A 22,302-nucleotide genomic window follows, 5' to 3' on the forward strand; every position below is an offset into this window, starting at 1 on the left:
CACGGCTTTCGACCGCGTCAACCCCATTCACGGACGACCCCGAGCGAATAGCCATGGAGACGACGAAACAGCTGTACGGGACGGAGGCGACGGGCTGGAAACGGCGGCTCTACGACGACGTCCAGCACACCTCCGGGCGCCCATCGTCAACTGGATCCGGCGGACGGCGATGGTGAACGATCCGAGTCGCCGGAGCGTCTGCCCGTATAGCAGGTAGGTCGGCGGGATCGAGAGCAGCAGCGTCGCCCACAGCGCGAGGACCGGCAGCTGGAGGCTCACGATCAGCGCGCCCATGTCCGTGACCGTCGCTGAGGCTATCCCCGGTCGCCTACTCCGATTTCGGTTTCGATTCCCCGAACGCGGGTGAGTCGTTCGACGACTCCGGCGGTCCCGTCCCTTCGACGTCCGTCACGACCTGCAGCAGCTCGGCGAACTGCTCGCCGTCGACGTCCGCGAGCATGGACTCCGACTGCTCCTGTACGCGCTGGAACTCCGCCTCGAGCCGCTGAAACCGCTCGTCCTCGCGGAGCTCCGACTCCGGGTAGCGGGACCGGAGGAGCCCGATCTTCGACGCGAGCGAGAACAGCGCCTGGAGCTCGCGGGCGTACTCCGTCCGGGCGACCAGCTCGTCGGCCGTTTCGACGACCTCCTCCCGAGAGACCGGCTTCTCGAGGTAGCAGTCGAAGTCCATGTCGACGATGTCCCAGTCCGGGGTGACGGCGGTCATCATCGCGACTCGTGCGTCCCCGTCCTGGGCCCGGATCCGCTCGAGCGCCTCGTCGCCGGACATCGACGGCATCCGCCGATCCAGCAGGACGACGTCGACGTGGGGCCCGAACTTCTCGACGGCCTCGTCGCCGTCGTTGGCGACGATCACGTCCCAGCCCGGTTCCAGCCAGAGCGCGACCGATTCGGCGAACTGGGCCTCGTCGTCGACGACGAGCACGACGCGACCGCTGCTCTCGGCGTCGTCGGCCCCGGTGACTGTCCCACCATCCGGAGACTGGCCGGATCCCCGACTAGCGGTGTTTTCCCGGCGGTTCATTGGCGTGTTAGGGAACTACAGCGAGCGCGCGTATAACGTTAGTTGCCAATCAGGTTGCTGGGTGGCTCATCGGAACGTGTGGGCCCTCCCGGCGCCCGCCTACTGGTTCGGCTGCAGCTGGGTGGGTCCTCCGTCGTCGAGGTCGTCGAGACGATCCGCCTCGGGGACGTCGGCACGGAGGAGCGTCAGGTCCAGGACGGTCCCTTCCGGCTCGTTGTCCCGGATCGCGACGGTCCCGCCGTACGCGCGCATCATCTCCTTCACGAGGTACAGGCCGAATCCGGTTCTGGGGTCCTCGAGGTTCGAGACGCCGCGCTCGAGAACGGACGTGCGCTCGTCGACGGGGATCCCGGGACCGTTGTCCGCCACGTGGACGGTGATAGCCGGATAGTCGACCGTCGGCGCCGTGGCCGTCTCCGTTTCGCTCGCCGGCGACGCGGTGGGATCCGAAGCCACGACGGGACCGCTCTCGTCCAGCGGGACCGTGTCCGTCTCCGGGTCGACCGGCAGCTCGCGGGTTGTTTCCGTGGTCCAGACCTCGATCTCGGGGGTCGACTTGTCGTTGTGGACGACCGCGTTCGAGAGCACGTTCTCGAACAGCTCGCCGAGAATCTCGTCGGCGACGACGGTCGCGGACTCGTCCGGCAGGTCGTGCACGTCGAACCGGGCGTCGGGGTAGCCGTCGCGAGCCAGCTCGATCTCCCGCTCGAGCACCGTCCGGAGCGGGAGGGGAACCGGATCGTGGTCCGCCTCCGAGACGATCACGTCCATCATGGTCCGCATCGTGTCGATCAGTTCGGCCATGTCGTCGACGCGGTCCCGGATGACGTCGACGTGCTCGATCGCCGTCGCGTCCGACAGGGACGTCTCCAGGTGCTCCGCCCGCGCGTTGACGATGTTGAGGCCGTTGAGGATGTTGTGCCGGATGAACCGGTTGACGAACTCGAGGCGCGCCCGCTCCTGCTCGATCGTGCGCTCGAAGCGATACTGCTTGGTCAGCTCCCGGGTGATCGTCGTGAACCCGACGAGGTCGCCGGCGTCGTACCTGGCCGCGACCGTCACGCTCGCCGGGAACCGGCTCCCATCCGCGCGGAGACACCAGCCCACCTCCGTGACCTGCTCCTTCGTCGCCGCGCGCTCCAGCAGTTCGTCGCTCGGCAGCGGCGTGATCCGCTCCCCGCGAATGGTCGCCGATTCGCCGAACTCGTCGTCGAAGTTGTCGTCGACGTCGTCGACGTCATCGACGTCGTCGCCCCCGCTTTCGGCACCATTCACGGCTCCCAGGCGATCCTCGCCGAAGAAGCGGCCGACGTGGTCACCGATGGCCTCGTCGTCGTCGTACCCGAGGATCCCCTCCGCGCCGTGGTTCCAGGTGGTCACTACCCCGTCCGCGTCGAGCGTGAAGATGGCGTACTCGTCGACGGCGTCGACGACCGACGCGAACTGCTCTTCGCGCTCCGCGAGCCGATCCTCGAGTTTCCCGACGAGGTGCTGCCGATGGAGCTCGTAGGTCAGCCAGTCGCTCAGCAGCGCGACCATGGCCGCCCGCCAGCCGTCCGCCGGTTCGTTTGCCGACGTCCCGACAAGCACGATCGCCCCGTGAACCCGGTCGTTCACGTACAGCGGCGTCCCGATCCGAAGCCCGAGTGGCTCACCGCTGCCGTACGTCTTCGGATCGGTGTCGACGTGACGACCCTGGTAGACGTCGACGTCGTGGGTTGCCGCTCCGGCAACGCCCCCGGCGTCGCTCTCGATGCTATCGCGCGAACCGGGGCTGTCGTGTGAGTCGCTGCCGTCGGAGCCGCCGCCGTCGGAGCCGCCGCCGTCGGAGCCGACGCCGTCGCGTGAGCCGCCACCGTCGGAGCCGCCGCCGTCGCCGTCAGTGCCGAGGTCGATTTCGAGCTCCCCCAGCAGGGTGCCGAGGTCGAACGTGCCACCCCCGGAGTCGGCGTCGCCCGCTGTCGGCTGGGAGCGTGAGTCGCCGTCGAGCAGCGTCGGGAGGTGGGTCTCCTCCACGGGGACTCGGTCGCCCGATGTCAGATTCGCCCGGTCGCTGGCGACGACCGCGAGTTCGAGCACGTCGTCGTCGGCGTCGTCGACCCGTCCGAAAACGGCGTCCTCGGCGTCGAACAGGTCGCGGGTGTGGTCGAGGATCGCCTCGACCTGCTCCTCGAACGACCGGGAGCTATCGCCGATGACGGTGTACACCTGTCTGAGGTGCCGCTCGCGCGCCTCCAGCTCGTCGGTGGACATGCGCTGGCGGGCGCTGTACAGGCCGACGCCAAGGGCCGTGACGCTCCCGAAGAGGATCCCGTTGAGCGCGAGGACGTACGGCTTCGCGTGCTCCATGATCGACAGCTGGATCGCGACGACCCAGCCGAACAGCGCGGCGACGATGCCGGAGATGACGATCGTCCACTCCGCGACCGTGACGACGTACGTCGTCTCCCAGTCGGAGCGGACCAGCCACCCCCCGGCGACGACGAGCCCGCCCGCGAGCAGGAGGATGACGCTGTTCTCGAGCAGCGTCCAGCCGATCGCCCACGAGAGGTTCGTAACGTCGTCGTAAATGTCGTACAAGGGGGCGACTAACAGCAACAGACCGAGAGCGGAGATACCGCTACCGGCGAGATAGCGCGACACGTCGTCGGACGTTCCGACCCCCATGAGAACGTAGACGAGATGACACACCAAAACGCTATGCCCGCCCGTTCGTGACCGTCAGCCGATCTGTCGACACGGCGGACAGGCTTTTATTTCTGATTCCGCTTAGGCAGTCTATGAGCGAGAGGCTGTCATCGATCGATTCGGCGTTGTGGTCGGCTGCCGCGGCCGACGAGGACGCCCGCGGGCGCGCGCTCGCCGCCGCGGTCGGTGACGGGTTGTTCCGGCTCGACGCCGACGCCGTCTTCGACGGGGTCGGCGCCGGGCTCACGGAGACGACCGGCTACTCGCAGGAAACGCTGGTCGACGCCCACGTTTCGACGATACTCGCGGAGCCGACGGACGTCGAGCGTCTGGTGCGAGCTATCCGGTCACGCCGAGCGGCCGACGCCGCGGCGGGCGAAACGGTCGCCGTCACGCTCCGGGCCGCGGACGGCGACCGGATCCCGGCCAGGGTTCGCCTCGAAACGGCAGAAGAGGACGGGACGTTCCAGGGAACCGTCGGCACCGTCCGCACGACGCCCGGAGCCGACAGCTCCACGACGAACGACCGGCGAGACGAACCACCTGACGACTCGCCAGCCGGTTCGTCCGAGGACCCGCCGGCTGGTTCACCCGGGGACCCGCCCGCCGGTTCATCCGAGGACGCCGGCGCCACGTCGACCTCGTCGAGCGTCGACTCCGTCCTCGAGCAGTCGGACGTGAGCGTCTTCGTGCTCGACGACGAGTTCGACGTGGTCCGGATAAACGACCGGACGGAGGAGTACTTCGGCCTCGACCGCGACGCGGTCGTCGGCCGCGACAAGATGGCCGTCATCGACGAGACCATAAGCGACGTCGTCGACGACCCGGAGACCTTCACCGAGCGGGTGGCGTCCACGTACGAGCCGGGGGCGCCGCCCGAGCGGTTCGAGTGCCGGATCCTCGAGACCGACCGGACGGAGTCGCGATGGCTCGAGCACCGGAGCCGGCCAATCGAGTCCGGCGCCTACGAGGGAGGCCGCATCGAGCTGTACTTCGACGTGACGGAGCACAAACGCATCGAGGAGGACCTCGAAGCGAAGCTCTCCTCGATCCTCGGCCGGATCTCCGACGCGTTCTTCGCCCTCGACGAGGAGTACCGGTTCACCCACGTCAACGAGCGGGCGGAGGAGCTGCTGCAGCGATCCGAGGGGGAGCTGCTCGGGGAATCCCTGTGGGAGCTGTACCCGGCGGCTGCCGAGCAGGCGGAGATCTGGGACAGCTTCCACGAGGCGATGGAGACGCAGGAGCCCCAGAGCTACGAGCTGTACTTCCAGCCGCTCGACTTCTGGATCGAGGCGGCCGTTTATCCCTCCGAAACCGGCGTGTCGGTCTACTTCCGTGACGTGACGGAGCGGGTCGAGCAGGAGCGACGGCTCAGGCAGTCCGAGGAGCGCTATCGAACGCTCGTCGACAACTTCCCGAACGGCGCCGTCGGTCTCTTCGACGAGGACCTGCGGTACACCATCGGCGGCGGCGAGCTGATCGACTCCTTCGACGAGCTATCGGACGATATGGTCGGGAAGACGGTCCACGAACGCTACCCCGACCACCTCGCCGACCTGCTCGAACCGAAGTTCCGTGCGGCCCTCCGGGGCGAGGAACGGAACTTCGATCTGGAGTTCGCCGGGCATCATCTGGACCTGACCACGCTTCCGGTCGAAGACGACGAGGGGGACATCTTCGCGGGTATGCTCGTCGTCCGGGACGTGACCGACCAGGTCCAGCGTGAGCAACAGCTCGAAAGCCGCGAGCAAGCACTCACCCGCGCGTACGAGGTGATCGCCGACCCCGACATGGCCTTCGAGGATCAGCTCGACGAGCTGCTGGAGATCGTCCGCGACGTCGTCGGCACCGACTACGGAACGCTCTCGCACGTCCACGACGACGGCGAGTACGTCTTCGAGGCCGTCGCCGCACCACCGGATGCCGAGATCGAGGCGGGCGACTCGGTCCAGCTCGGGGATACGAACTGCGAGCGCGTCGTCGCCACCGAGGAGACGCTGGCACTCCGGAACGTCCAGGAGGAGGCCCCGGAGATGGCGGACCGCGCGGGCAACGCGGACTGGGGAATCAGCTGCTACCTCGGCGCGCCGGCGATCGTCGACGGCGACGTGTACGGCACCTTCTGCTTCTACGACATGGAGGCCCGCGACGAGGCGTTCTCCGACTGGGAGGTGACGTTCGTCGAGCTGCTCTCCAACTGGGTGAGCTACGAGCTGGAGCGCAAACACTACATCGACCGGCTGGAGCGCTACGAGACGCTCATCGAGGAGTCGACCGACGTCAACGCGATCTTAGACCCCGACGGGACGATCGACTACGTTACGCCATCGGTCGAGTACGTCCTCGGCTACGATCCGGACACACTGATCGGGGAGAACGTGGCCGACTACCTCCACCCGGACGACTTCGAGGGCATGCAGGACGAGATCGCGGCGATCGCGGACGAATCGACGTCCCGGGAGGCGGTCGAGTTCCGGATCCAGCACGCCGACGGCTCGTGGGTGTGGCTCGAATCCCGGGGAAAGAACCTGCTCGAGGACCCCGTTATCGACGGGCTCGTCGTCTACACCCGCGACGTCACCGACCGGAAACGCTACGCGAAGCGGCTCCGCTCCATCGTGGAGCGGCTCGAGGAGTCCGAGCGGCGCTATCGGACCCTGGCCGAGAACTTCCCGGAAGGTGGGGTCGGCATCTTCGACGAGGACCACCGCTTCTCGCTGGTCGAGGGGATGATGTGGGACGACCTCGAGATCGACTCCGACGACCTCGAGGGGGCCGTCCTCGCGGATGCGCTCCCGGCCGACACCGCCGCCGACCTCGAGCCCCTGTTCGACCGCGCCCTCGACGGCGAAACCGACGACGTGACGACCACGCTCGAGGGGCGGACCTATCGAGTCTGGGCAACGCCGCTCCGCGACGCGACCGGCGAGGTGACGACCGGCCAGGCGTTCGCGCTCGACGTGACCGAGCGCCTCGAGCGCAAGCGGGAGCTGGAGGAGTCGAACGAGCGTCTCGAGCAGTTCGCCTACGCTGCCTCCCACGACCTGCAGGAGCCGCTCCGGATGGTGTCGAGCTATCTCTCGCTCATCGACGAACGGTACCGCGACGACCTTGACGAGGAGGCCGAGGAGTTCATCGAGTACGCCATCGACGGCGCCGAACGAATGCGGGAGATGATCGAGGCGTTACTGGAGTACTCGCGGGTCGAGACGCGCGGCGACCCCTTCGAGCCGGTCGACCTCGAGCGCGTCGTCGAGGACGTGTGTACGGACCTCCAGATGCAGATCGAGGAGGCGAATGCGACGGTCTCGGTAGGGTCGCTCCCGACCGTCGAGGGCGACGAGAGCCAGCTCCGTGAGGTGTTCATGAACCTCCTCGGCAACGCGATCGAGTACGGCGGCGAGGACCCGCCGTCGATCGAGGTCGAGTCCGAGCGCGACGGCGACGAGTGGATCATCGCCGTCGAGGACGACGGGATCGGAATCGACCCGGAGCACACCGACCGCGTCTTCGAGGTGTTCCAGCGACTCCACACTCAGGACGAGCACGCCGGAACTGGGGTCGGTCTTGCGATTAGCCAGCGGATCATCGAGCGCCACGGCGGCGAGATCTGGGTCGACTCCGAGCCGGGCGAGGGATCAACGTTTTACTTTAGCCTCCCAGTCACTAAGGAGACACATGACTGACCGTCGCAACGGGGATCCTATCGATATTCTCCTCGTCGAGGACAACCCCGGCGACGTCCGACTCACCCAGGAAGCGTTCCGCCAGGCGAGCCTCGCCAACGACCTCGACGTCGTCCGCGACGGCGAGGCGGCGCTCGACTATCTCTACCAGCGCGGCGAGTACGAGGACGCGCCCGTGCCCAGCCTGATCCTGCTCGACCTCAACCTCCCGAAAGTCGGCGGAATGGACGTGCTCGAAACGATCAAGGCGGAACCGGAGCTCCGCCGTATTCCGGTCGTCGTCCTCACCGGCTCCGACGCCGAGGAGGACGTCGTCGAGAGCTACGAGAACTACGTCAACGCGTACCTCACCAAGCCGATCGAGCCGGACGAGTTCGTCGACCTCGTCAGGTCGTTCGAGAACTTCTGGTTCCAGCTCGTGGAGCTCCCACCGACAGCCGGCCAATGACCGGGGAGGAAGCCCGGATACTGCTCGTCGAGGACAACCCGGGCGACGCCAGATACATCCGGACGATGTTGGAGGAGGCGATGGAGCTCTCGGAGCGAACCGTCGACCGCGGCGACGGCAACGCCGACGAACGCGTCCTCAGCACGGAGGACGGCTCTTCGCTCGTCCACGAGCAACGACTGTCGGCGGGCCTCGACAGACTCGAATCGACCGACTTCGACGTCGTCCTTCTCGACCTGGGGCTGCCCGACAGCAAGGGGATGAACACGCTCACGACTCTGGTCGAGGAGTTCCCGATGGAGCCCGTCGTCGTCCTGACCGGGCTCAGCGACCGGGAGGTGGGGACGAAAGCCCTCCGGCAGGGCGCCGACGAGTACCTCGTCAAGGACGAGATCTCCCCGGACCTGCTGATACGGTCGGTGTATCACGCGATCGAGCGGCAGGCCCACCGTCGCGAACAGCGCCGGTACGCGACGCTCATCGAGGAATCGACCGACGTCAACGCGATCTTGGACCCGGACGGCACCTTCCAGTACCTCACCCCCTCCGTCGAGCACGTCCTTGGCTACGAGGCGGACGAACTCGTCGGTGAGCGCGTGTTTGACTACCTCCACCCGGACGACCACGAACCCACCAAGCGGGAGTTCGCGGCGCTAATCGAGTCACCGGACGACCGGGCGAACGTCGAGTTCCGGTTCGAACACGCCGACGGAACGTGGGTCGACCTCAGCGCCCGCGGCCGCAACCTGCTCGACGACCCGGCGATCGAGGGGATCGTGGTTTACACGCACGACGTCACCGAGCGGAAGGAGCGCGAGCGACAGCTGGAATCCCAGCGCGAGCGACTGGCGGCGCTGAACCAGCTGAACGGCGTCGTCCACGGCGTGACGGAGGCGGTCATCGAGCAGTCGACGCGCGAGGAGATCGAACGCATCGCCTGTGAGCGACTCGCGGATTCGAGCTCCTACGAGTTCGCGTGGGTCGGCCGTCCGGACCCGAAAACCCAGACCATCGACGTCACGGCGGAGGCGGGCGTCGAAGGGTACCTCGACGACGTCACGATATCCATGGACTCCAATGAGGAGGCCGGCCAGGGCCCGACCGGCCGCGCGATTCGCGAGGCGGAGATCCAGACGACCCAGAACATCCACTCGGACCCGCGCCACGAACCCTGGCAGGACGTCGCGGACGAGTACGGCTATCGGTCGTCCGCCGCGATCCCGATCATGTACGAAGGGACCCTCTACGGCGTCCTCAACGTCTACGCGGACCGCCCGGAGGCGTTCCGCGACGAGGAGCGGGCCGTCGTCGAGTATCTCGGCGAGATCATCGGCCACGCGATCGCGGCGGTCGACCGCAAGCGCGCACTGATGAGCGAGAGCGTGGTCGAGCTCGAGTTCCGGATCCAGAACGCCTACGAAACCTACGGCATCGAGGCGATGCCCGAGGATACCGTGACGCTCAGCCAGGTGGTCCCCGTCAGCGACGACGAGTTCCTCATGTACGGCAGCGTTCCCGAGGACTCGGTCGACGCCGTCGAGCGGATCGCCGAGGGGAACCCGACCTGGGAATCGATCACCATCCTCGACGAGGACGTCGACGAGGTCCGGTTCGAGGTCCGGATGACGGACGCGACGGTGATGTCGCGAGTGGCCTCGCTCGGCGGGTCCGTGGAGTCCGTCATCATCGAGAACGGCGACCTCCGGATGACCGTCCACCTCCCCCAGGAGATCGAGGTCAGGCGGGTCATCGACGCGGTCCAGAACCACTTCCCGCAGGCGGAACCGCTCGCTCGCCGGCAGATCACGGACCCGGACGACCACACCCACCGGCTCAAGCGGATCTGGACGGCGGAGCTGACGGACCGCCAGCGAACGGTGCTGGAAACCGCCTACTACTCCGGCTACTTCGAGTGGCCGCGCTCGACGAGCGGCGAGGACGTGGCGGAGTCGCTCGGGATCTCGGCGGCGACGTTCTCGGAGCACCTCCGGGCAGCGGAGAACAAGGTGTTCGGCGGGCTCGTCGGCGACGAGGACGTCGGTTCCGACTCGTAGCCGCTGGTACTCCCCTGCGGGCCGACCCGCAGCGTCCCACTACTCCGCACCTCCCCGCCCGCTAATGCTCGGCCAGGAGTTGGTTCCGAACCGTTTCCGCAACTTCCAGCAGGTGGATCTGTCCGAAGACGGCGACGAGGAGCGCCCCGAGGGAGTTGAACAGGAGGTCACGGACGGTGTCGTCGAGACCGTGCTGAGCGAGCGGCATCTGGATCCCCGTCGCGTTCGCGAAGACGTCCAGGCCGAACTCGAATAGCTCCCAGACGACGCCGAAGGCGAGCACGACGACGAACAGGTAGACGAACGCGAAGCGGCGCGGGATGACGATGTCGTCGCTGTGGAGGTCGATGGCGCGAGCTGCGGTGTAACCGACACCGGCGACCAGTGACGCCGAGAGGGCGTGCGTGACGTGGTCCCACCAGGGAACCAGCGCGTACAGGCCCGCGGACCCAAGCGTGTGCAGGAACACCGCCCCCGTGATCCACAGCGCCAGCCACGGGTCGAGCGGGATCTCGTAGTTGCGTTCGAGCAGCGCGGGCAGGAACGTGATGAGCAGCGCGATCCCGCCGTTCGAGATCGCTTTCGGGTGCCCGCCGACCACGCCGTAGCCGACGATCACGAGCAGGAGCGCCTGCATCAGCCGGGTGAGGCGTCGTTGCGTCCGGACGCTCGGCGTCGGGAGCAGCATCATCGGCGAACCACCCGCACGATCCGGCGGCGGAGCCGTCGCCCGCGACGTTTGAAGTACGCGTCGAAGAGGACCCCGGCCGCGAAGCCGGCCAGCGTGACGGAGATCCACTCGTACATCAGTGCCTCGTTCGTCGTCAGGAAGCTCGTGTCGAGGGTTCGGTCCATCATCCAGCGAACGGCCGTCCATGCGCCGGCGGACGCCATCGTGGTCATGGTGACGAACACGATGGCGAACCAGTGGGTGACCTGCAGCTCCGAGAACATGTGGAGCTCGACGGTGACGAGCAGCGCGAGCGCGGCGATGGCTAGGTACGTCGCGAACGTGCCGAGCTCGCCGCCGAAGAGCCCCCGGACGAGGATCGGCCCGAGCGCGACGACGAGCAGCTCCCAGGGAAGCATGACCCGCCAGTCGCGGTACGCGACCGGTGGAATGAGGACGACCGCCCCCGTTGCGGCGACGAACACCACCCAGAGCAGGTCGACCGAGAGGGCGGCGTCGAGGAACACGCCCGCGAGGACCACGACGAGCGCCCACGAGACCAACGCGTTGGTTCGCCCGCTGCGGAACAGCCGCTCGAGCACGTCCTCGGTGTCGGGGTCCCCGTCAATCGCCTCGTCGGATTCGAGGTCGAACTCGGACACGGCGGTATCCGGCCCCGGGTCCTGACCGGAGTCCGCCGTATTCGAGTTCGACCGATCGGTGTCCATACCCCTTTCGACGGGGGACGCGATTGTGAATGTTCCCCTGTCCGTGCTTGCGAGATGAGCAGGCGGCGCGCGGTCGGCCGGGTCGCCGAGTATCCACGGGACGGTGCGCCGCGCTCCCGTCGTGTTCACCCCGTGGCGCTGGCTACGTCACAGGGTGTCTGACGCGGAATCGTATATAAATGCTCGCGTCGTTCGGTGACTGTTCTAACGAGTCGTCGCTGGTGAGAGTACTCAGCACGCCCAGAAAGCCCCGGCCACTGAGCGGGACGCGCTGCTCGCTACGCGCCTCGCCGGCTCACTCGCTTCGCTCGTTCGCCGGCTCGGTGCTAGCTTCGCAGGGCGTCCCGCTCGGTGGCTGCCCCTTTCAGTCCCGCCCATCGAGTGGTTGCCGGGCGTCGCTCGGGGCGGTTGCGTCGCCGACAACGTGCGCCGGCTGGCTGGCGTGCGGTGCGAAGCGGTTGGCGCGCGCGAGTAACGCGTGCGAGGGAGGCCGGCGCCGAGGCGTTGCGGTTCCGGCGCCGGCCGAGGCTGGGGAGGACTGAGGCATACGGTAGCTGTGCGGTAGCTGCGCAGTGCTGTTGCGGTGCTGTTGTGGTTGCTGTCGTTGTCGCGGTCCTGGCGGACTGAAAGGGCGACGGCCGCTCTCGTGAGCGGAGCGAACGAGACCATGGAAGTCGTAGCCCGGCAGCCCGCTACTGCAGGCAGCCCGGACCGTCTTCCAGTGGTCGCGCCGCAGGGGAGTCGCTCCGACGACCTCTATTCGCGGCGGGCGGTGCGGAGAGCCGCGAATATGTCGCGGAGCGACCGCGAGCGGCCGAGGGCTTTCTGGGTGTTTGCGGTGTTGTCAAGCATAGCAGCGTCTGAACCTGTTCTTACAGTTTATAAGCAAGAGCGGCCCAGGGCTTTCAGTCGTTCCTCACATCTCAAATACAAGACCAACTGTAGACGCTCAAATGCCCCTGAACTAGCTACATCGCCAGGTCCGGCTGCGAAGCCCCACCCCGATCAGCGACGTGCTTATCTCTCGACAGTCCCTCTATCCACGTATGATGCTGCCGACGCACGCCGTGGTCGGCCTGGCGCTCGCGGCGCCGCTGACCGCGACGCATCCCGAACTCGCCTCGGCGGCGCTGGCCGGGGCGTTCCTCGGGAGCGTGTTCCCGGACGTGGACCTCTACGCGGGCCATCGGCGGACTCTCCACTTCCCGACGATCTACACGGTGCTTGCGGTCCCGGCGGCGATGCTCGCGATAGCGACGGCGGTTCCGGTTACCGTCGCCCTCGCGTTCTTCGCCATCGGCGCGGCGGCCCACTGTCGGATGGATCGGTGGGGTGGCGGCCTCGAGCTTCGCCCCTGGGAGGGAACCTCCGAGAAGGCGGTGTACGACCACGTCCGGAACGAGTGGCGCACGCCGAAACGGTGGATCCCGTACGACGGCGCCAGGGAGGACTTCCTGCTCGCCGCGTCGGTCGGCGTGCCGCTGTTCGTCCTCCTCGAGGGCCCCTTCCGCTGGGTCGTCGCCGTCGCACTCCTCGTCGCCGGCACGTACGCGGCACTCCGCCGGCGACTCGCCGACCTCGCGCCGGTCGTCTTCGGCTACGTACCGGACCGGTTGTCCCAGTACGTCCCCGAGCGCTATCGAGCGCCCTGATCCACCTGGATGACGGTTCCTGCTTGCCGGCACGGTCCCTCGACGGCTCCCCGTGCCGGGGGGCGATCCAGTGGTCTGCTGACGATTTCAGCGGTCCCTCCCGGCATCCCTGCTCCCATCGAGCGTATTATATCGATCCCCGAGCGAAGTCGAGCGTATGGCGAACGAGGACGACCCGACAGTGCCGGTAGTGTGTCCGGAGTGTGACACGGAGTCGCAGGTGCCGCTCTCGTCGGTCGGCGAGACGGTCGAGTCGCACAACGAGCGACTCCACGACGGCGAGGAGGTCGCCGAGATCGACCCCGCCATCGCGGAGCGCGTGCAGGACCTCGTCGCGGAGGACCTCGGCCTGCTGGACGACGCCGGGGACTCACAGTAATCTCCGCTGGACAGGGCGGCTGACGAAGGCCCCGCCCGAGGCTATCCCTTGCCGCGCCAGGGCGTTCCGAGTTCGTCGCGCTCGAGCGACGTGTACGATCCGGACTGGAACCGCGTGACGCGGCCCGTCTCCTCGCTGAGCGTGATCGTCGCGACGACGTCCTGCCGCGTCGAGATGTCGTACGCGCTCATGTGCCGGGAGCCCATCCAGTCGGCGTAGTCCGGCGCGCCCTCGACGCCGACGTCCTTGAACCGGACCATCTGGTCGGAGATGACGCCGTCGACACTGACGACGACGGCGCCGTCACACGACGTCGCGACGTCGTACGCAACGTCGGTGAACGTGTCCAGGTCCGCCGTCACCTCGCGGTAGTTCTCCACCGGCCAGCGGTTGTCACCCATCGGGTCGGCGTACTCGTCGACGGAACACCCGGAGACGACGGCGAAGTAGAGCCCCGGGCCTTTCACGAACTGCTCGTCGTACTTCTCGAAGGCTGCGCTGATCCCCTCCAGTCCGAACTGGAGGCAGTCGATCAGGTGCTGGACCGGACGGTGGTCCCCGTACTCGATCGCAAGCGAGTCGTTGCTCACGCGGTCCGCTCACCTCCCCTGTCGTCCGTGGCCGTGCGTGCTCCCATAGAGCGACGTTGGGCGGCCACACCATTATCTCTGTGGCTCCGGGGGAGGGAGCGAAAAAGCCCAAACAATAATAGTTTAGACTGTCCACCGTCGTGAACACGCATGGACGACAGCGACGAACTTTCCCAGGCGGCGGAGGTGCTGTCGTTCGTTGGTGACCCGATTCGGCTGGGAATCTTATCGACGTTGTACGACGCGTCGTCGTTTCCGGACCCGCAGCCGCGGGTTATCAGCTACACGGACCTTCAGGAAGCCGTCAACGTCGAGGACAGCGGGCGGTTCAACTACCACCTTACGAAGCTCACCGGCCTCTTCGTCAAATCGGTCGACGGCGGCTACCGCCTTCGGGACCCGGGCAAGGAGATCGTCCGCATCCTTCGACGCGGCACGCTCACCGACGACCTCCAGCTCGACCGGCGGCCCGTCGACGCGGCGTGTTACCGCTGTGGTGCCGACCTGACGGTTTCGTACAACGGGACCCGAGTGCTCACGATCTGTGACGAATGTCCGGGGAGCGTCTCGCTCGACGCGCTCCCGCGCGGCACGCTCACCGCCGTCTCCGCGTCGCCGCGGGCGGTCAAACGGCGCGAGCCGAACGAACTGCACCGGATCGTCCACGAGTCCTTCCAGCGGGTCTCGGAGTCGATGGCGGACGACATCTGCCCGGAGTGCCGCGGGTCGGTGTCGAAGAACCTCCGGATCTGTGGCTCCCACGATCTCGGCGACGACGGCGTCTGCCCGCACTGCGACCGCTGGTCCGGGCTCGCCGTCGACCTCGAATGCGACGTCTGCGGGCGGGGCTCCGTCTGCCAGCCGCTGTTCGCCCGTATGGACCACCCGGCCGTCGCCGAGGCCATGCGGCAGGGCGACGCTACCACCGCCTGGGAGCGACTTGGCTGGATCTGCAACTGGGAGGCCGAGACCGTCGAAACGCCGGCAGCGCCGCCGGTCCGGTTCACGTCGCCCGACGGCGCCATCGCCCTCCGGGTCGACGCCGATCTCGACGTGACGCCGGAGTACGGAGTACGGGCCGACTGATCCGGTCAGCTGCTCGGTCCGCTTCGCGTTCGTTCCTTTTGGGCTCGGTCCCCGTCGAGCTCGGTCTACCCCGTTCCCCTCAATCGACGGAGGCGGAATCCGGGCGATACTCGCGACTGATGGCCTTCCAGACGCCCGTCCGGTAGCGATAGTAGGTGATCGCCGCCGGGACCGACGTCTGCAGGATCATCATCGCGAAGACGCCGTAGATGCCGATCGCGGGGACGACCGTCCCGAGGTAGGCGGCCGGGAGTGCGACGACGTACATCCCGACGAGCTGCGAGTAGAGCGGCCAGCGCGTGTCGCCGCTCGCGCGGAGGGGGCCCGTTGCGCCCCCGTCGACGCCCTTGAACGTGATGGAGAGGCAGGCGACGTAGATGAACGTGACCACGAGCCCGAGGATCGAGGGGTCCTCGACGAACAGCCGGCCGACCTGCTCCGCGAACACGGCGACGGCGCCGGCGACGAGCAGGTAGACGGCCACCGAGAAGCGGATCACGTCCTTCGCCCACGCGTCGGCCGCGCTCTCGTCGGCCTCGCCGAGCGCCTGCCCGACCAGACTCGAGGAGGCGAGGCTGAACCCCCACCCCGGCGTCCCCATCAATCCGCGGACGCGGAGCGCGACGACGTAGGCCGCGACGACCTTCGGGCCGAACAGGCCGACGAGGTAGATCTGCGGGAACTGCGCGCCGGTCCGGGCGAGGTTCGTCCCGACGAGCGGCGTGCCGATCCGGAGCAGGTCGCCGACGAGTCCGAGATCGAGGTGCGGCCCCGAGAGCGGGACGCGGACGGGGAACGCGCCGATCCCCGGCAGGCGCCCCGCGGCGAGGCCGATCCCGAACGCCGCGGTGACGACGACGTTGCTCGCGACGGTGCCGATGGCGGCACCGACGACGCCCATGTCGAGCCCGAAGATGAGGACGCCGTTGACCGCGACGTTGATGACCGCGCCGCCAGCCCGCAGTACCATCGCGGTCCAGGCGTCGTCGGCGCCGACGAGCGTCCGGCTCCCGATGAGGTTCAGCGCCGCGAAGGGGACGCCGAAGCCCACGATCCGGAGGTACTCCGCCCCGTAGCCCGTCGCCGCCTCGCCGGAGCCGATCAGTTCGATGAGGAACTCGGAGAACAGGAAGTAGCCGACGGTCAGGGGGAGGGTGATCGCGAACGCGACGAACGCGCCCGCCTTGACCGCGAGCGCGAGCTCCTCCCAGGCCTCCGCGCCGAAGCGCTGGGAGACCATCGAGATCGTGCCGCCGGCGATGCCGCCGCCGAGCGCGAACGCGAGCCCCCAGAACGGCGAGGCGAAGCCGACGCCGGCGATCGCCGCCGGGCCGACCGCCAGCCCGACCATCGCCACGTCGGCTGCGGCCTTCGACATCCGGGCGATCCCGGTGACGATCCGCGGCCACGAGAGCTCCGTCGCCCGCTCGACGTGCTCGCGGTCGATGAGGCCGAGCCTCGCGAGGCCGGTGCCGACGAGCAGCAACGCTTGGCGGAAGGGATTGGGGACCAACTCGTCCGGCGCTTCACGGGCGGCCGTGAAAACGTTTCAGATAGCGGGCGATCTGTTGAATTGATCCAGTTCGGAGCCCGCTTTCGATTAGTGGTCTATTAGTTGGTAGTTGACGGCGACGCCGCCAATCGTGCCGAGTAGGTTCTGGCCGCGGAGCGTTTGCATTTATAAACGAGAGGGGCTATCGTCGCCGGCGATACCACTCGGTACACGTAGAAGGCCCCAATCGGCGAGCGGTCGCACTTATAAATAGAAGAAACGATCGTCGCCGACGACACCACTCAGCATGCCCAGAAAGCCCCAGCCGCTGAGGCGGTCGCGCTGCTCGCTGCGCGCCTCGCCAGCTCACTCGCTTCGCTCGTTCGCTGGCTCTGTGCTTACGTCGCAGGGCGTCCCGCGCAGCGGCTGCCCCTTTCAGTCCCACCCCGGAGTGGTGGCGAGGCGTCGCTCGCGGCGGTTGGATGGCTGTCGTCGCGCGCCGGCTTTCCGGCGTGCGGTGCGGAGCGGTCGGCGCGCGCGAGCAACGCGTGCGAGGGAGGCCGGGCGCGCCGCGCGGTGCGGTGCCGGCGCGCCCCGGCCGAGGCTGGGGAGGGCTGAGGAATTGCGGTTGCGGTGCCGTCGCGGTCGCGGTTGCTGTCGCGGTGCCGTCGCGGTCGCGGTTGCTGTCGCGGTGCCGTCGCGGTCGCGGTTGCTGTCGCGGTGCCGTCGCGGTCGCGGTTGCGATGCGGTCCTGGCGGACTGAAAGGGCGACGGCCGGTCGCGCCGGAGGGGAGTCGCTGAGTCAGGCCCTATCTGGACCGGGCGGTGCGGAGAGGTCCAGATATCCTGCTCAGCGACCGCGAGCGGCCGAGGGCTTTCTGGGTGTTTGCGGTGCTGTCGAGCACAGCAGGGTCTGCACCCAGTTATCCAGTTTATAAGCACGAGCGGCCGAGGACTTTCTGGGTGTTTGCGTTGCTGTCGAGTGCAGCAACGTCTGCACCTGTGCTTCCGGTTTATAAGCACGAGCGGCCGAGGGCTTTCTGGGTGTTTGCGTTGCTGTCGAGTGCAGCAACGTCTGCACCTGTGCTTCCGGTTTATAAGCACGAGCGGCCGAGGGCTTTCTGGGTGTTTGCGGCACCGTCGAGCGCAACAGCGCCTGCGCCCGTCCAACCATCCGCTTATAAAGAGCGCCCGAAGACTCCAACGCCATCGACGAACACGACGCCCTCACGCCGTCCCCCGTATAAACGAACTCCGGGAAAACCGCCTCAGACCTACTCCCCGTCCTCGTTCAGTCGCAACGCCATCTCCAGTTCGAAGCTCTCGGCGTTCGTCGTCTCGAAGCCGATCTTCTTGTACAGCGCCACGGCGGCGCGGTTCCAGCGCTCGACGGTGAGCCACACCTTCTCGATGTCCTCCTGCTGCCCGTAGCCGAGCAGCGCCTTGATAAGGCGGGTGCCGATACCGGCCTCCTGGTACTCCTGGTGGACGAAGATCGCCAGCTCGTAAGCGTCCTCGTCGGGGACGAGGGTCGCGTGGCCCGCGACCTCGTCGCCGTGCCACGCGATGACGTTGAAGCAGTCGCCGCCGAGGATGCTCTCGAGCCACTCGCGGACCTTCTCGGGCCGGCTCGGGGGGATCCCTTGCGCGCGGTCGGCGGGGTCGAAGTCGTCGTACATCCGCGCCAGCGCGTCGTGCTCGGCGTCGGTGCCGTCGTACGCACGAACCTCGATGGGTCGGCCCTCCCTGTCCTCGAACTCGACGGGCGGCGGTTCGAACGTGCCGGCGACGGCGTCCGGGAAGCGCTCCGGTGTCATCTGACGAGCGTGACCGAGGTTGTGGCGTTCAGGATGACGAACTCCGCGATGCTGCCGAGGTTGATCTTCCCCATCGGGCTCCGCTCGCCGCCGCCGAGGACGATGCCGTCGAAGTCCTCGCTCTCCGCGAGCTCGACGAGGCGGCTTCCCGGATCGCCCTCCACGCGGCAGATGGACGCGTCGAGGTTAGCCTCGGCGAGGTGCTTCTCGACGTGGTCGACGACCTCCTCCGGGGTGCGTGGCGAGTCGGGGTTCTCGAGGACGGCGACCGTCAGGTCGTCGCCCGCGGCGACCGCGCGCTCGACCGTCTGGTCTAACGCCGCCAGCGAGTCGTCGGTGCCCCCGATCCCGAGTAGCAGTTTCATGGGCGGAGGTTGCCCGGCGCGGTAAAAAGGGTTGGGCGTGGCGGTCGTCCAAATAAAGGCGGTCGTCGACGACGAGTAGATTTCTTTGATATCGTTTCTAAAAGGGCATAAATTTCTGAGTTCACGATGCCTTCTCTGTAGGCACTGAGAAAACAGCCATCGAGCGGTCTGCCAGATCGTATCACTGGGACAACACTCATTTCATTCCTCGAAAAATGGTGGTGTATGCGCGGACTCACTCGATTCGTAATCGCTATCCTCGCGGCCAGCCTCCTGGTCGCTGCCGGTGCCGGCGTCGCTGTTGCGTGGAGTGATGAACAGCCACTCACGGACGGAGAATTTTACTGGCAGGGTCAGACGATCGTCGCGAGCAATTTCTCCAGCGCCGACGAGGCCGCTCTGTATACTGAGAGCGGGTCACATGTTCGCAACATTACGCTCGAAAACGGCGACCTCGAAATCGACACAAGCGAACTTAAGGGGCAGTACTACGTGACGACGCCAGATCGAGAGCAAATTTCCTTCGAAGTGGCTATCCAGACGATCGGTGTCAGTGTTTCTGTGACGCGCTCGACGGAGGATCCTCCGTACCTGACAGCCACAGTTACCGTGTCGACGAACCGAGGTGGGACTCCGGCGATATACATATACGGGACCGATAACCTCGCTGATCGGCTGGTGGGAGAGAACGGGAATGTGATCAACGGGAGCACGGTAGCAGTCGAAGGCACTAATGGTGAAATCACAATTGCACTCGATGACCTCGCGGGCGGCGAGGAGGCGATCCGTGCAAGAGACCCTGAAAGCGGAACGGGTGGAATCGATATCTTCGACATTCCGCAGATCACCCATCCACCAGACAGTTATGACGGAATCGTCGGGCGCGGCGAAACCGTCTGGCAAGGAGAGACCGTCGCAGTCAACGTGACAGCCCACGACCGGTACGGCCTCGAACAGCTCGACGGCGAGCATATCATGACGAAACAGGCCGCGACTGACGGTCGGCTGTACGTCAACACCACTGACGTCGAACCGGGGATCTATCGTGTCCTCGAGAACAAATCCGGTAACGAGGTCACTCGATTCAGAGTTAAACAGCAGACTCTTGAAGCGACAGTCGACGTTGAAGAGGAAACCATCCGCGTCGAGAGTGATCGGAAAGAATACACCGCCACTGTCCGCATCGCGAACGACTCCGGGAACGTCACCGCGAGGGCAGTTCCCAAGTCGGAGGGCGACTGGATGACTTTAAATGCCTCCGAGAGTGCCGTGCTGCAACTGAATCTCTCGGTATTGGCGCCTGGTGAGTACACGGTCCACGTCACGGTAGACGACGCGCCCGTGACTGCGACATCGTCGTTCACGATTGCCGAACCTGAAACGGCAACACCGACCGAGACAGAGACTGAAACCCCTGAGACTACTGTGACCCAGTCCTCAACCGCGACCGAGTCGATAACTGCAACTGATACCTCTCCCACGGAGACAGCGACCGCGACCAACGCCAAAACGCCCGGGTTCGGCATCGAGATCGCACTGGCCGCGCTACTGGCAAGTGTTGCGTGGTGGCGGCGCGGATAGCGACCACTTGTTTTAAAAGTAAGACCGTACTGAGAGTCTGAGTTCTCACGTGGGTGAATTCGGGTCGAACGCATACTCGCCTTTTCCTACAACCCAGTACTTCCCCTCCGCCTTGAAGACTTCACCAGCAGCGGCAGCGCTCTCTGGGAGTTCGTCGGGGTCGGCGAGTTCGTCGCGTTCCGTCTGGGCGCCGCCGAGCTTGTCGTCCAGGTCAGCGACGCTATCACGAGTGGAACTATCTCCCCGCTCTTTTCCTCGAGGGGCTCCGAGTCGGCTTAGGCTAGGTAGGTGTAACGCCCAGCTGATTGACGCCGACGCCCGCGGCTTCGTCACGCGCCCGATGACTCTTTTAGCGGCATTGAAAATGTCTTTGAACAATTAGCCACGGAATATGTCCTTTCATGGGAGGTGTCTGGTTTCGGAGCACTTCGACATCAATAGAGATCGACGAGAAGAGTTGCAGGGCAAAATGATAGTGAGGCATGTAATCATTCTTCTAATAACCAGATTTAACACAGCAGCGGTCGCTATTGATAGGCATGTCTGAGTTCATCGAGCCGGGGGTCCGCGAAGTCCGTGGCAGCGATAGCCACAGCCAGATAACCCTCCTCGTCGGTTACTCCGAGGACATCGATGAATTCGTAGATGCGGTTTCGGAGCTTGATATTGAAGACTTCGAAACGGTTGGTAGAACTACCTTCCGTGTCACGCTGCCTGAAGCCGATGTCGACCAGCTTTGCGAAACTGATGGTGTGATCTCAGTGGAACTGGACAATAACGATGTCTACACACTGGAAAGTCAAGATTTTCAATCCCAGACCGGTTCGATGATGTAGACGATTTTATTGGATACGTCTACGATTCATTCATTCAATCCCTCAATGTGCCTGGGTCGGATAAGGAAGGTGAGGGAGTCCATATAGGGATCCTCGACTCGGTTGGCAACCCACCAGAGGAACTCAAATCGGGGATTAAATTCGAGGAAGCCCACGACGGCTATCTCTCGATAGAGGCAGACGATCTGATAGGCCATGGGACAGATGTGCTTGACCTAGCAGCCGCGATGGCACCGCGTGCAACCTTTAGTACGTTTCAGGTCACGCCGACAAACCCCTCGGAGTCAAATCAGGGCAGCCGTCGAGGAGCGGTGATATCCGCACTTAATGACGTTGCGGATACTGATATCGACCTCCTAAATATGTCCCTTGGAATCCCTCATGAATGTGGTGGGCGATGCTCGCTTTCTCGGGAGACACGGTATCTGGCCAAAGAAGACGATGTCTGTCCGGTCGTCGCGACGGGGAACCGTGAACGTGCAAAAAGGCTGGGCGTTCACTGCCCAGCAATTTGTGACGAGGTCCTCAGTGTTGCTGGGTATATGCCCTACTGCGGTCACGAAATCGTCCGGGGGGAGGAGTCCGGGCAGTGGTGGCTCGAGTCAAAAAACGGAGAAACTCCGACTGGCATCTTCTGCGGCCAGAGCGGGTGTTGTAGCGGAGCGGACTGTATGACGCATCGAGTTGAAAAGCCGTGGGGAGGAAACGTCTCTTGGCACAATTCGGTCCCAGACGTAACCGCCCCACCAATACACCTCAAAGAGAACGGCGCTAGTGAGGTCTCCCTCCAACTCGGTACGAGCTTTTCAACGCCGATCGTTACGGGCTTACTTGCCACTGCCTTGAGCGATCTACCAACATCGTGGAATAATCTGTCCGCTCTGGAGATCGTCCGCACTGCGTCTGAAAGCTCTAGTCTACTTGATGAAGGAGATCTTTATAAGTTCGATATGGGCGCCACACGACAGAACCTGGCACAGAGAGTAAACCGATAAGGACAGTTGTCGAACTGCTATATCTCCGAGTAGTCGTATTCGGTGAACGCGAACCGACCCTTCCGCATCATCCAACAGCGATCGTCCGCGCCGATAATATCCAAGAGTTCTATCACAACCACGAGCAGTTCTTCGACACGGACGACATCGACCCCTTAGTCGGCCGCGAACTCTTTGATTTCGTCCG

General features: G+C 65.6%; 19 protein-coding genes. 10 read left to right on the plus strand and 9 right to left on the minus strand.

Features of this window, described 5'->3' with window-relative positions; all coding sequences use genetic code 11:
- Positions 1-53 precede the first annotated feature (53 nt).
- Positions 54-176, plus strand: coding sequence for a hypothetical protein (locus ACQE3M_RS00345; RefSeq protein WP_430503474.1), 123 nt, complete (start codon positions 54-56; stop codon positions 174-176).
- Positions 177-328: 152 nt separating this feature from the next.
- Here ACQE3M_RS00345 and ACQE3M_RS00350 read toward each other — a convergent pair whose 3' ends face one another.
- Together ACQE3M_RS00350 and ACQE3M_RS00355 are read right to left on the minus strand one after the other, a co-directional pair.
- Entirely contained in the window at positions 329-1,045 is a 717-nt protein-coding gene (locus tag ACQE3M_RS00350) for a response regulator (RefSeq protein WP_430503475.1), read from the minus strand.
- Positions 1,046-1,144: 99 nt separating this feature from the next.
- A complete protein-coding gene (locus ACQE3M_RS00355) occupies positions 1,145-3,712 on the minus strand; it encodes a PAS domain S-box protein (RefSeq protein ID WP_430503476.1) in 2,568 nt (855 codons plus the stop codon).
- A 113-nt stretch (positions 3,713-3,825) separates the two neighbouring features.
- On the opposite strand from ACQE3M_RS00355, the gene ACQE3M_RS00360 reads away from it, so the two are divergent.
- From ACQE3M_RS00360 to ACQE3M_RS00370, 3 genes are read left to right on the plus strand one after another with little or no spacing between them, the layout of a single operon-like run.
- Positions 3,826-7,422, plus strand: a complete 3,597-nt coding sequence (locus ACQE3M_RS00360) for a PAS domain S-box protein (RefSeq protein ID WP_430503477.1) — start codon at positions 3,826-3,828, stop codon at positions 7,420-7,422.
- Positions 7,415-7,870 carry a response regulator gene (locus ACQE3M_RS00365; RefSeq protein WP_430503478.1) on the plus strand — a complete coding sequence of 152 codons (456 nt, stop codon included), beginning with the start codon at positions 7,415-7,417 and terminating at the stop codon, positions 7,868-7,870. The genes ACQE3M_RS00360 and ACQE3M_RS00365 overlap by 8 nt, the downstream gene beginning before the upstream one ends.
- Positions 7,867-9,924: a bacterio-opsin activator domain-containing protein gene (locus ACQE3M_RS00370; RefSeq protein ID WP_430503479.1), complete on the plus strand. Its 2,058-nt coding sequence runs from the start codon at positions 7,867-7,869 to the stop codon at positions 9,922-9,924. Before ACQE3M_RS00365 ends, ACQE3M_RS00370 begins: the two co-directional genes overlap by 4 nt.
- A 61-nt stretch (positions 9,925-9,985) precedes the next feature.
- Here the strand turns inward: ACQE3M_RS00370 and ACQE3M_RS00375 are convergent, their stop codons facing one another.
- Together ACQE3M_RS00375 and ACQE3M_RS00380 are read right to left on the minus strand one after the other, a co-directional pair.
- Positions 9,986-10,615 carry a DUF2238 domain-containing protein gene (locus ACQE3M_RS00375; RefSeq protein WP_430503480.1) on the minus strand — a complete coding sequence of 210 codons (630 nt, stop codon included), beginning with the start codon at positions 10,613-10,615 and terminating at the stop codon, positions 9,986-9,988.
- Positions 10,612-11,322, minus strand: a complete 711-nt coding sequence (locus tag ACQE3M_RS00380; protein ID WP_430503481.1) for a hypothetical protein — start codon at positions 11,320-11,322, stop codon at positions 10,612-10,614. Before ACQE3M_RS00380 ends, ACQE3M_RS00375 begins: the two co-directional genes overlap by 4 nt.
- A 1,046-nt stretch (positions 11,323-12,368) precedes the next feature.
- Between ACQE3M_RS00380 and ACQE3M_RS00385 the strand changes: the two genes are divergently transcribed.
- Positions 12,369-12,974 (plus strand): metal-dependent hydrolase, encoded by a 606-nt coding sequence (locus ACQE3M_RS00385; protein ID WP_430503482.1) that lies wholly within the window; start codon positions 12,369-12,371, stop codon positions 12,972-12,974.
- 157 nt (positions 12,975-13,131) lie between these two features.
- Positions 13,132-13,353 carry a hypothetical protein gene (locus ACQE3M_RS00390; protein ID WP_430503483.1) on the plus strand — a complete coding sequence of 74 codons (222 nt, stop codon included), beginning with the start codon at positions 13,132-13,134 and terminating at the stop codon, positions 13,351-13,353.
- Positions 13,354-13,394: 41 nt separating this feature from the next.
- Here ACQE3M_RS00390 and ACQE3M_RS00395 read toward each other — a convergent pair whose 3' ends face one another.
- Positions 13,395-13,943 (minus strand): diadenylate cyclase, encoded by a 549-nt coding sequence (locus ACQE3M_RS00395; RefSeq protein WP_430503484.1) that lies wholly within the window; start codon positions 13,941-13,943, stop codon positions 13,395-13,397.
- A 150-nt stretch (positions 13,944-14,093) separates the two neighbouring features.
- Between ACQE3M_RS00395 and ACQE3M_RS00400 the strand changes: the two genes are divergently transcribed.
- The gene (locus ACQE3M_RS00400) at positions 14,094-15,029 is read left to right on the plus strand and encodes a DUF7351 domain-containing protein (protein ID WP_430503485.1); all 936 of its coding nucleotides are present in this window, start codon (positions 14,094-14,096) and stop codon (positions 15,027-15,029) included.
- A gap of 79 nt (positions 15,030-15,108) precedes the next feature.
- Here the strand turns inward: ACQE3M_RS00400 and ACQE3M_RS00405 are convergent, their stop codons facing one another.
- The 3 genes from ACQE3M_RS00405 to ACQE3M_RS00415 form a co-directional block, all read right to left on the minus strand.
- Entirely contained in the window at positions 15,109-16,542 is a 1,434-nt protein-coding gene (locus tag ACQE3M_RS00405) for an MATE family efflux transporter (RefSeq protein ID WP_430503486.1), read from the minus strand.
- A 1,253-nt stretch (positions 16,543-17,795) separates the two neighbouring features.
- A complete protein-coding gene (locus ACQE3M_RS00410) occupies positions 17,796-18,338 on the minus strand; it encodes a GNAT family N-acetyltransferase (RefSeq protein ID WP_430503487.1) in 543 nt (180 codons plus the stop codon).
- Positions 18,335-18,703, minus strand: coding sequence for a universal stress protein (locus ACQE3M_RS00415; RefSeq protein WP_430503488.1), 369 nt, complete (start codon positions 18,701-18,703; stop codon positions 18,335-18,337). Before ACQE3M_RS00415 ends, ACQE3M_RS00410 begins: the two co-directional genes overlap by 4 nt.
- A 225-nt stretch (positions 18,704-18,928) precedes the next feature.
- On the opposite strand from ACQE3M_RS00415, the gene ACQE3M_RS00420 reads away from it, so the two are divergent.
- Positions 18,929-20,284, plus strand: coding sequence for a PGF-CTERM sorting domain-containing protein (locus ACQE3M_RS00420; protein WP_430503489.1), 1,356 nt, complete (start codon positions 18,929-18,931; stop codon positions 20,282-20,284).
- A 45-nt stretch (positions 20,285-20,329) separates the two neighbouring features.
- Here the strand turns inward: ACQE3M_RS00420 and ACQE3M_RS00425 are convergent, their stop codons facing one another.
- Complete coding sequence (locus ACQE3M_RS00425) at positions 20,330-20,617, minus strand: hypothetical protein (protein WP_430503490.1); 288 nt, start codon at positions 20,615-20,617, stop codon at positions 20,330-20,332.
- A 206-nt stretch (positions 20,618-20,823) separates the two neighbouring features.
- On the opposite strand from ACQE3M_RS00425, the gene ACQE3M_RS00430 reads away from it, so the two are divergent.
- A complete protein-coding gene (locus ACQE3M_RS00430) occupies positions 20,824-21,120 on the plus strand; it encodes a hypothetical protein (protein WP_430503491.1) in 297 nt (98 codons plus the stop codon).
- 47 nt (positions 21,121-21,167) lie between these two features.
- The gene (locus ACQE3M_RS00435; protein ID WP_430503492.1) at positions 21,168-22,115 is read left to right on the plus strand and encodes a S8 family serine peptidase; all 948 of its coding nucleotides are present in this window, start codon (positions 21,168-21,170) and stop codon (positions 22,113-22,115) included.
- Positions 22,116-22,302: the final 187 nt, after the last annotated feature.

Origin of the sequence: Halosubterraneus shenae (assembly GCF_050510935.1) — an archaeon.
GTDB lineage: Archaea > Halobacteriota > Halobacteria > Halobacteriales > Haloferacaceae > JBDGPU01.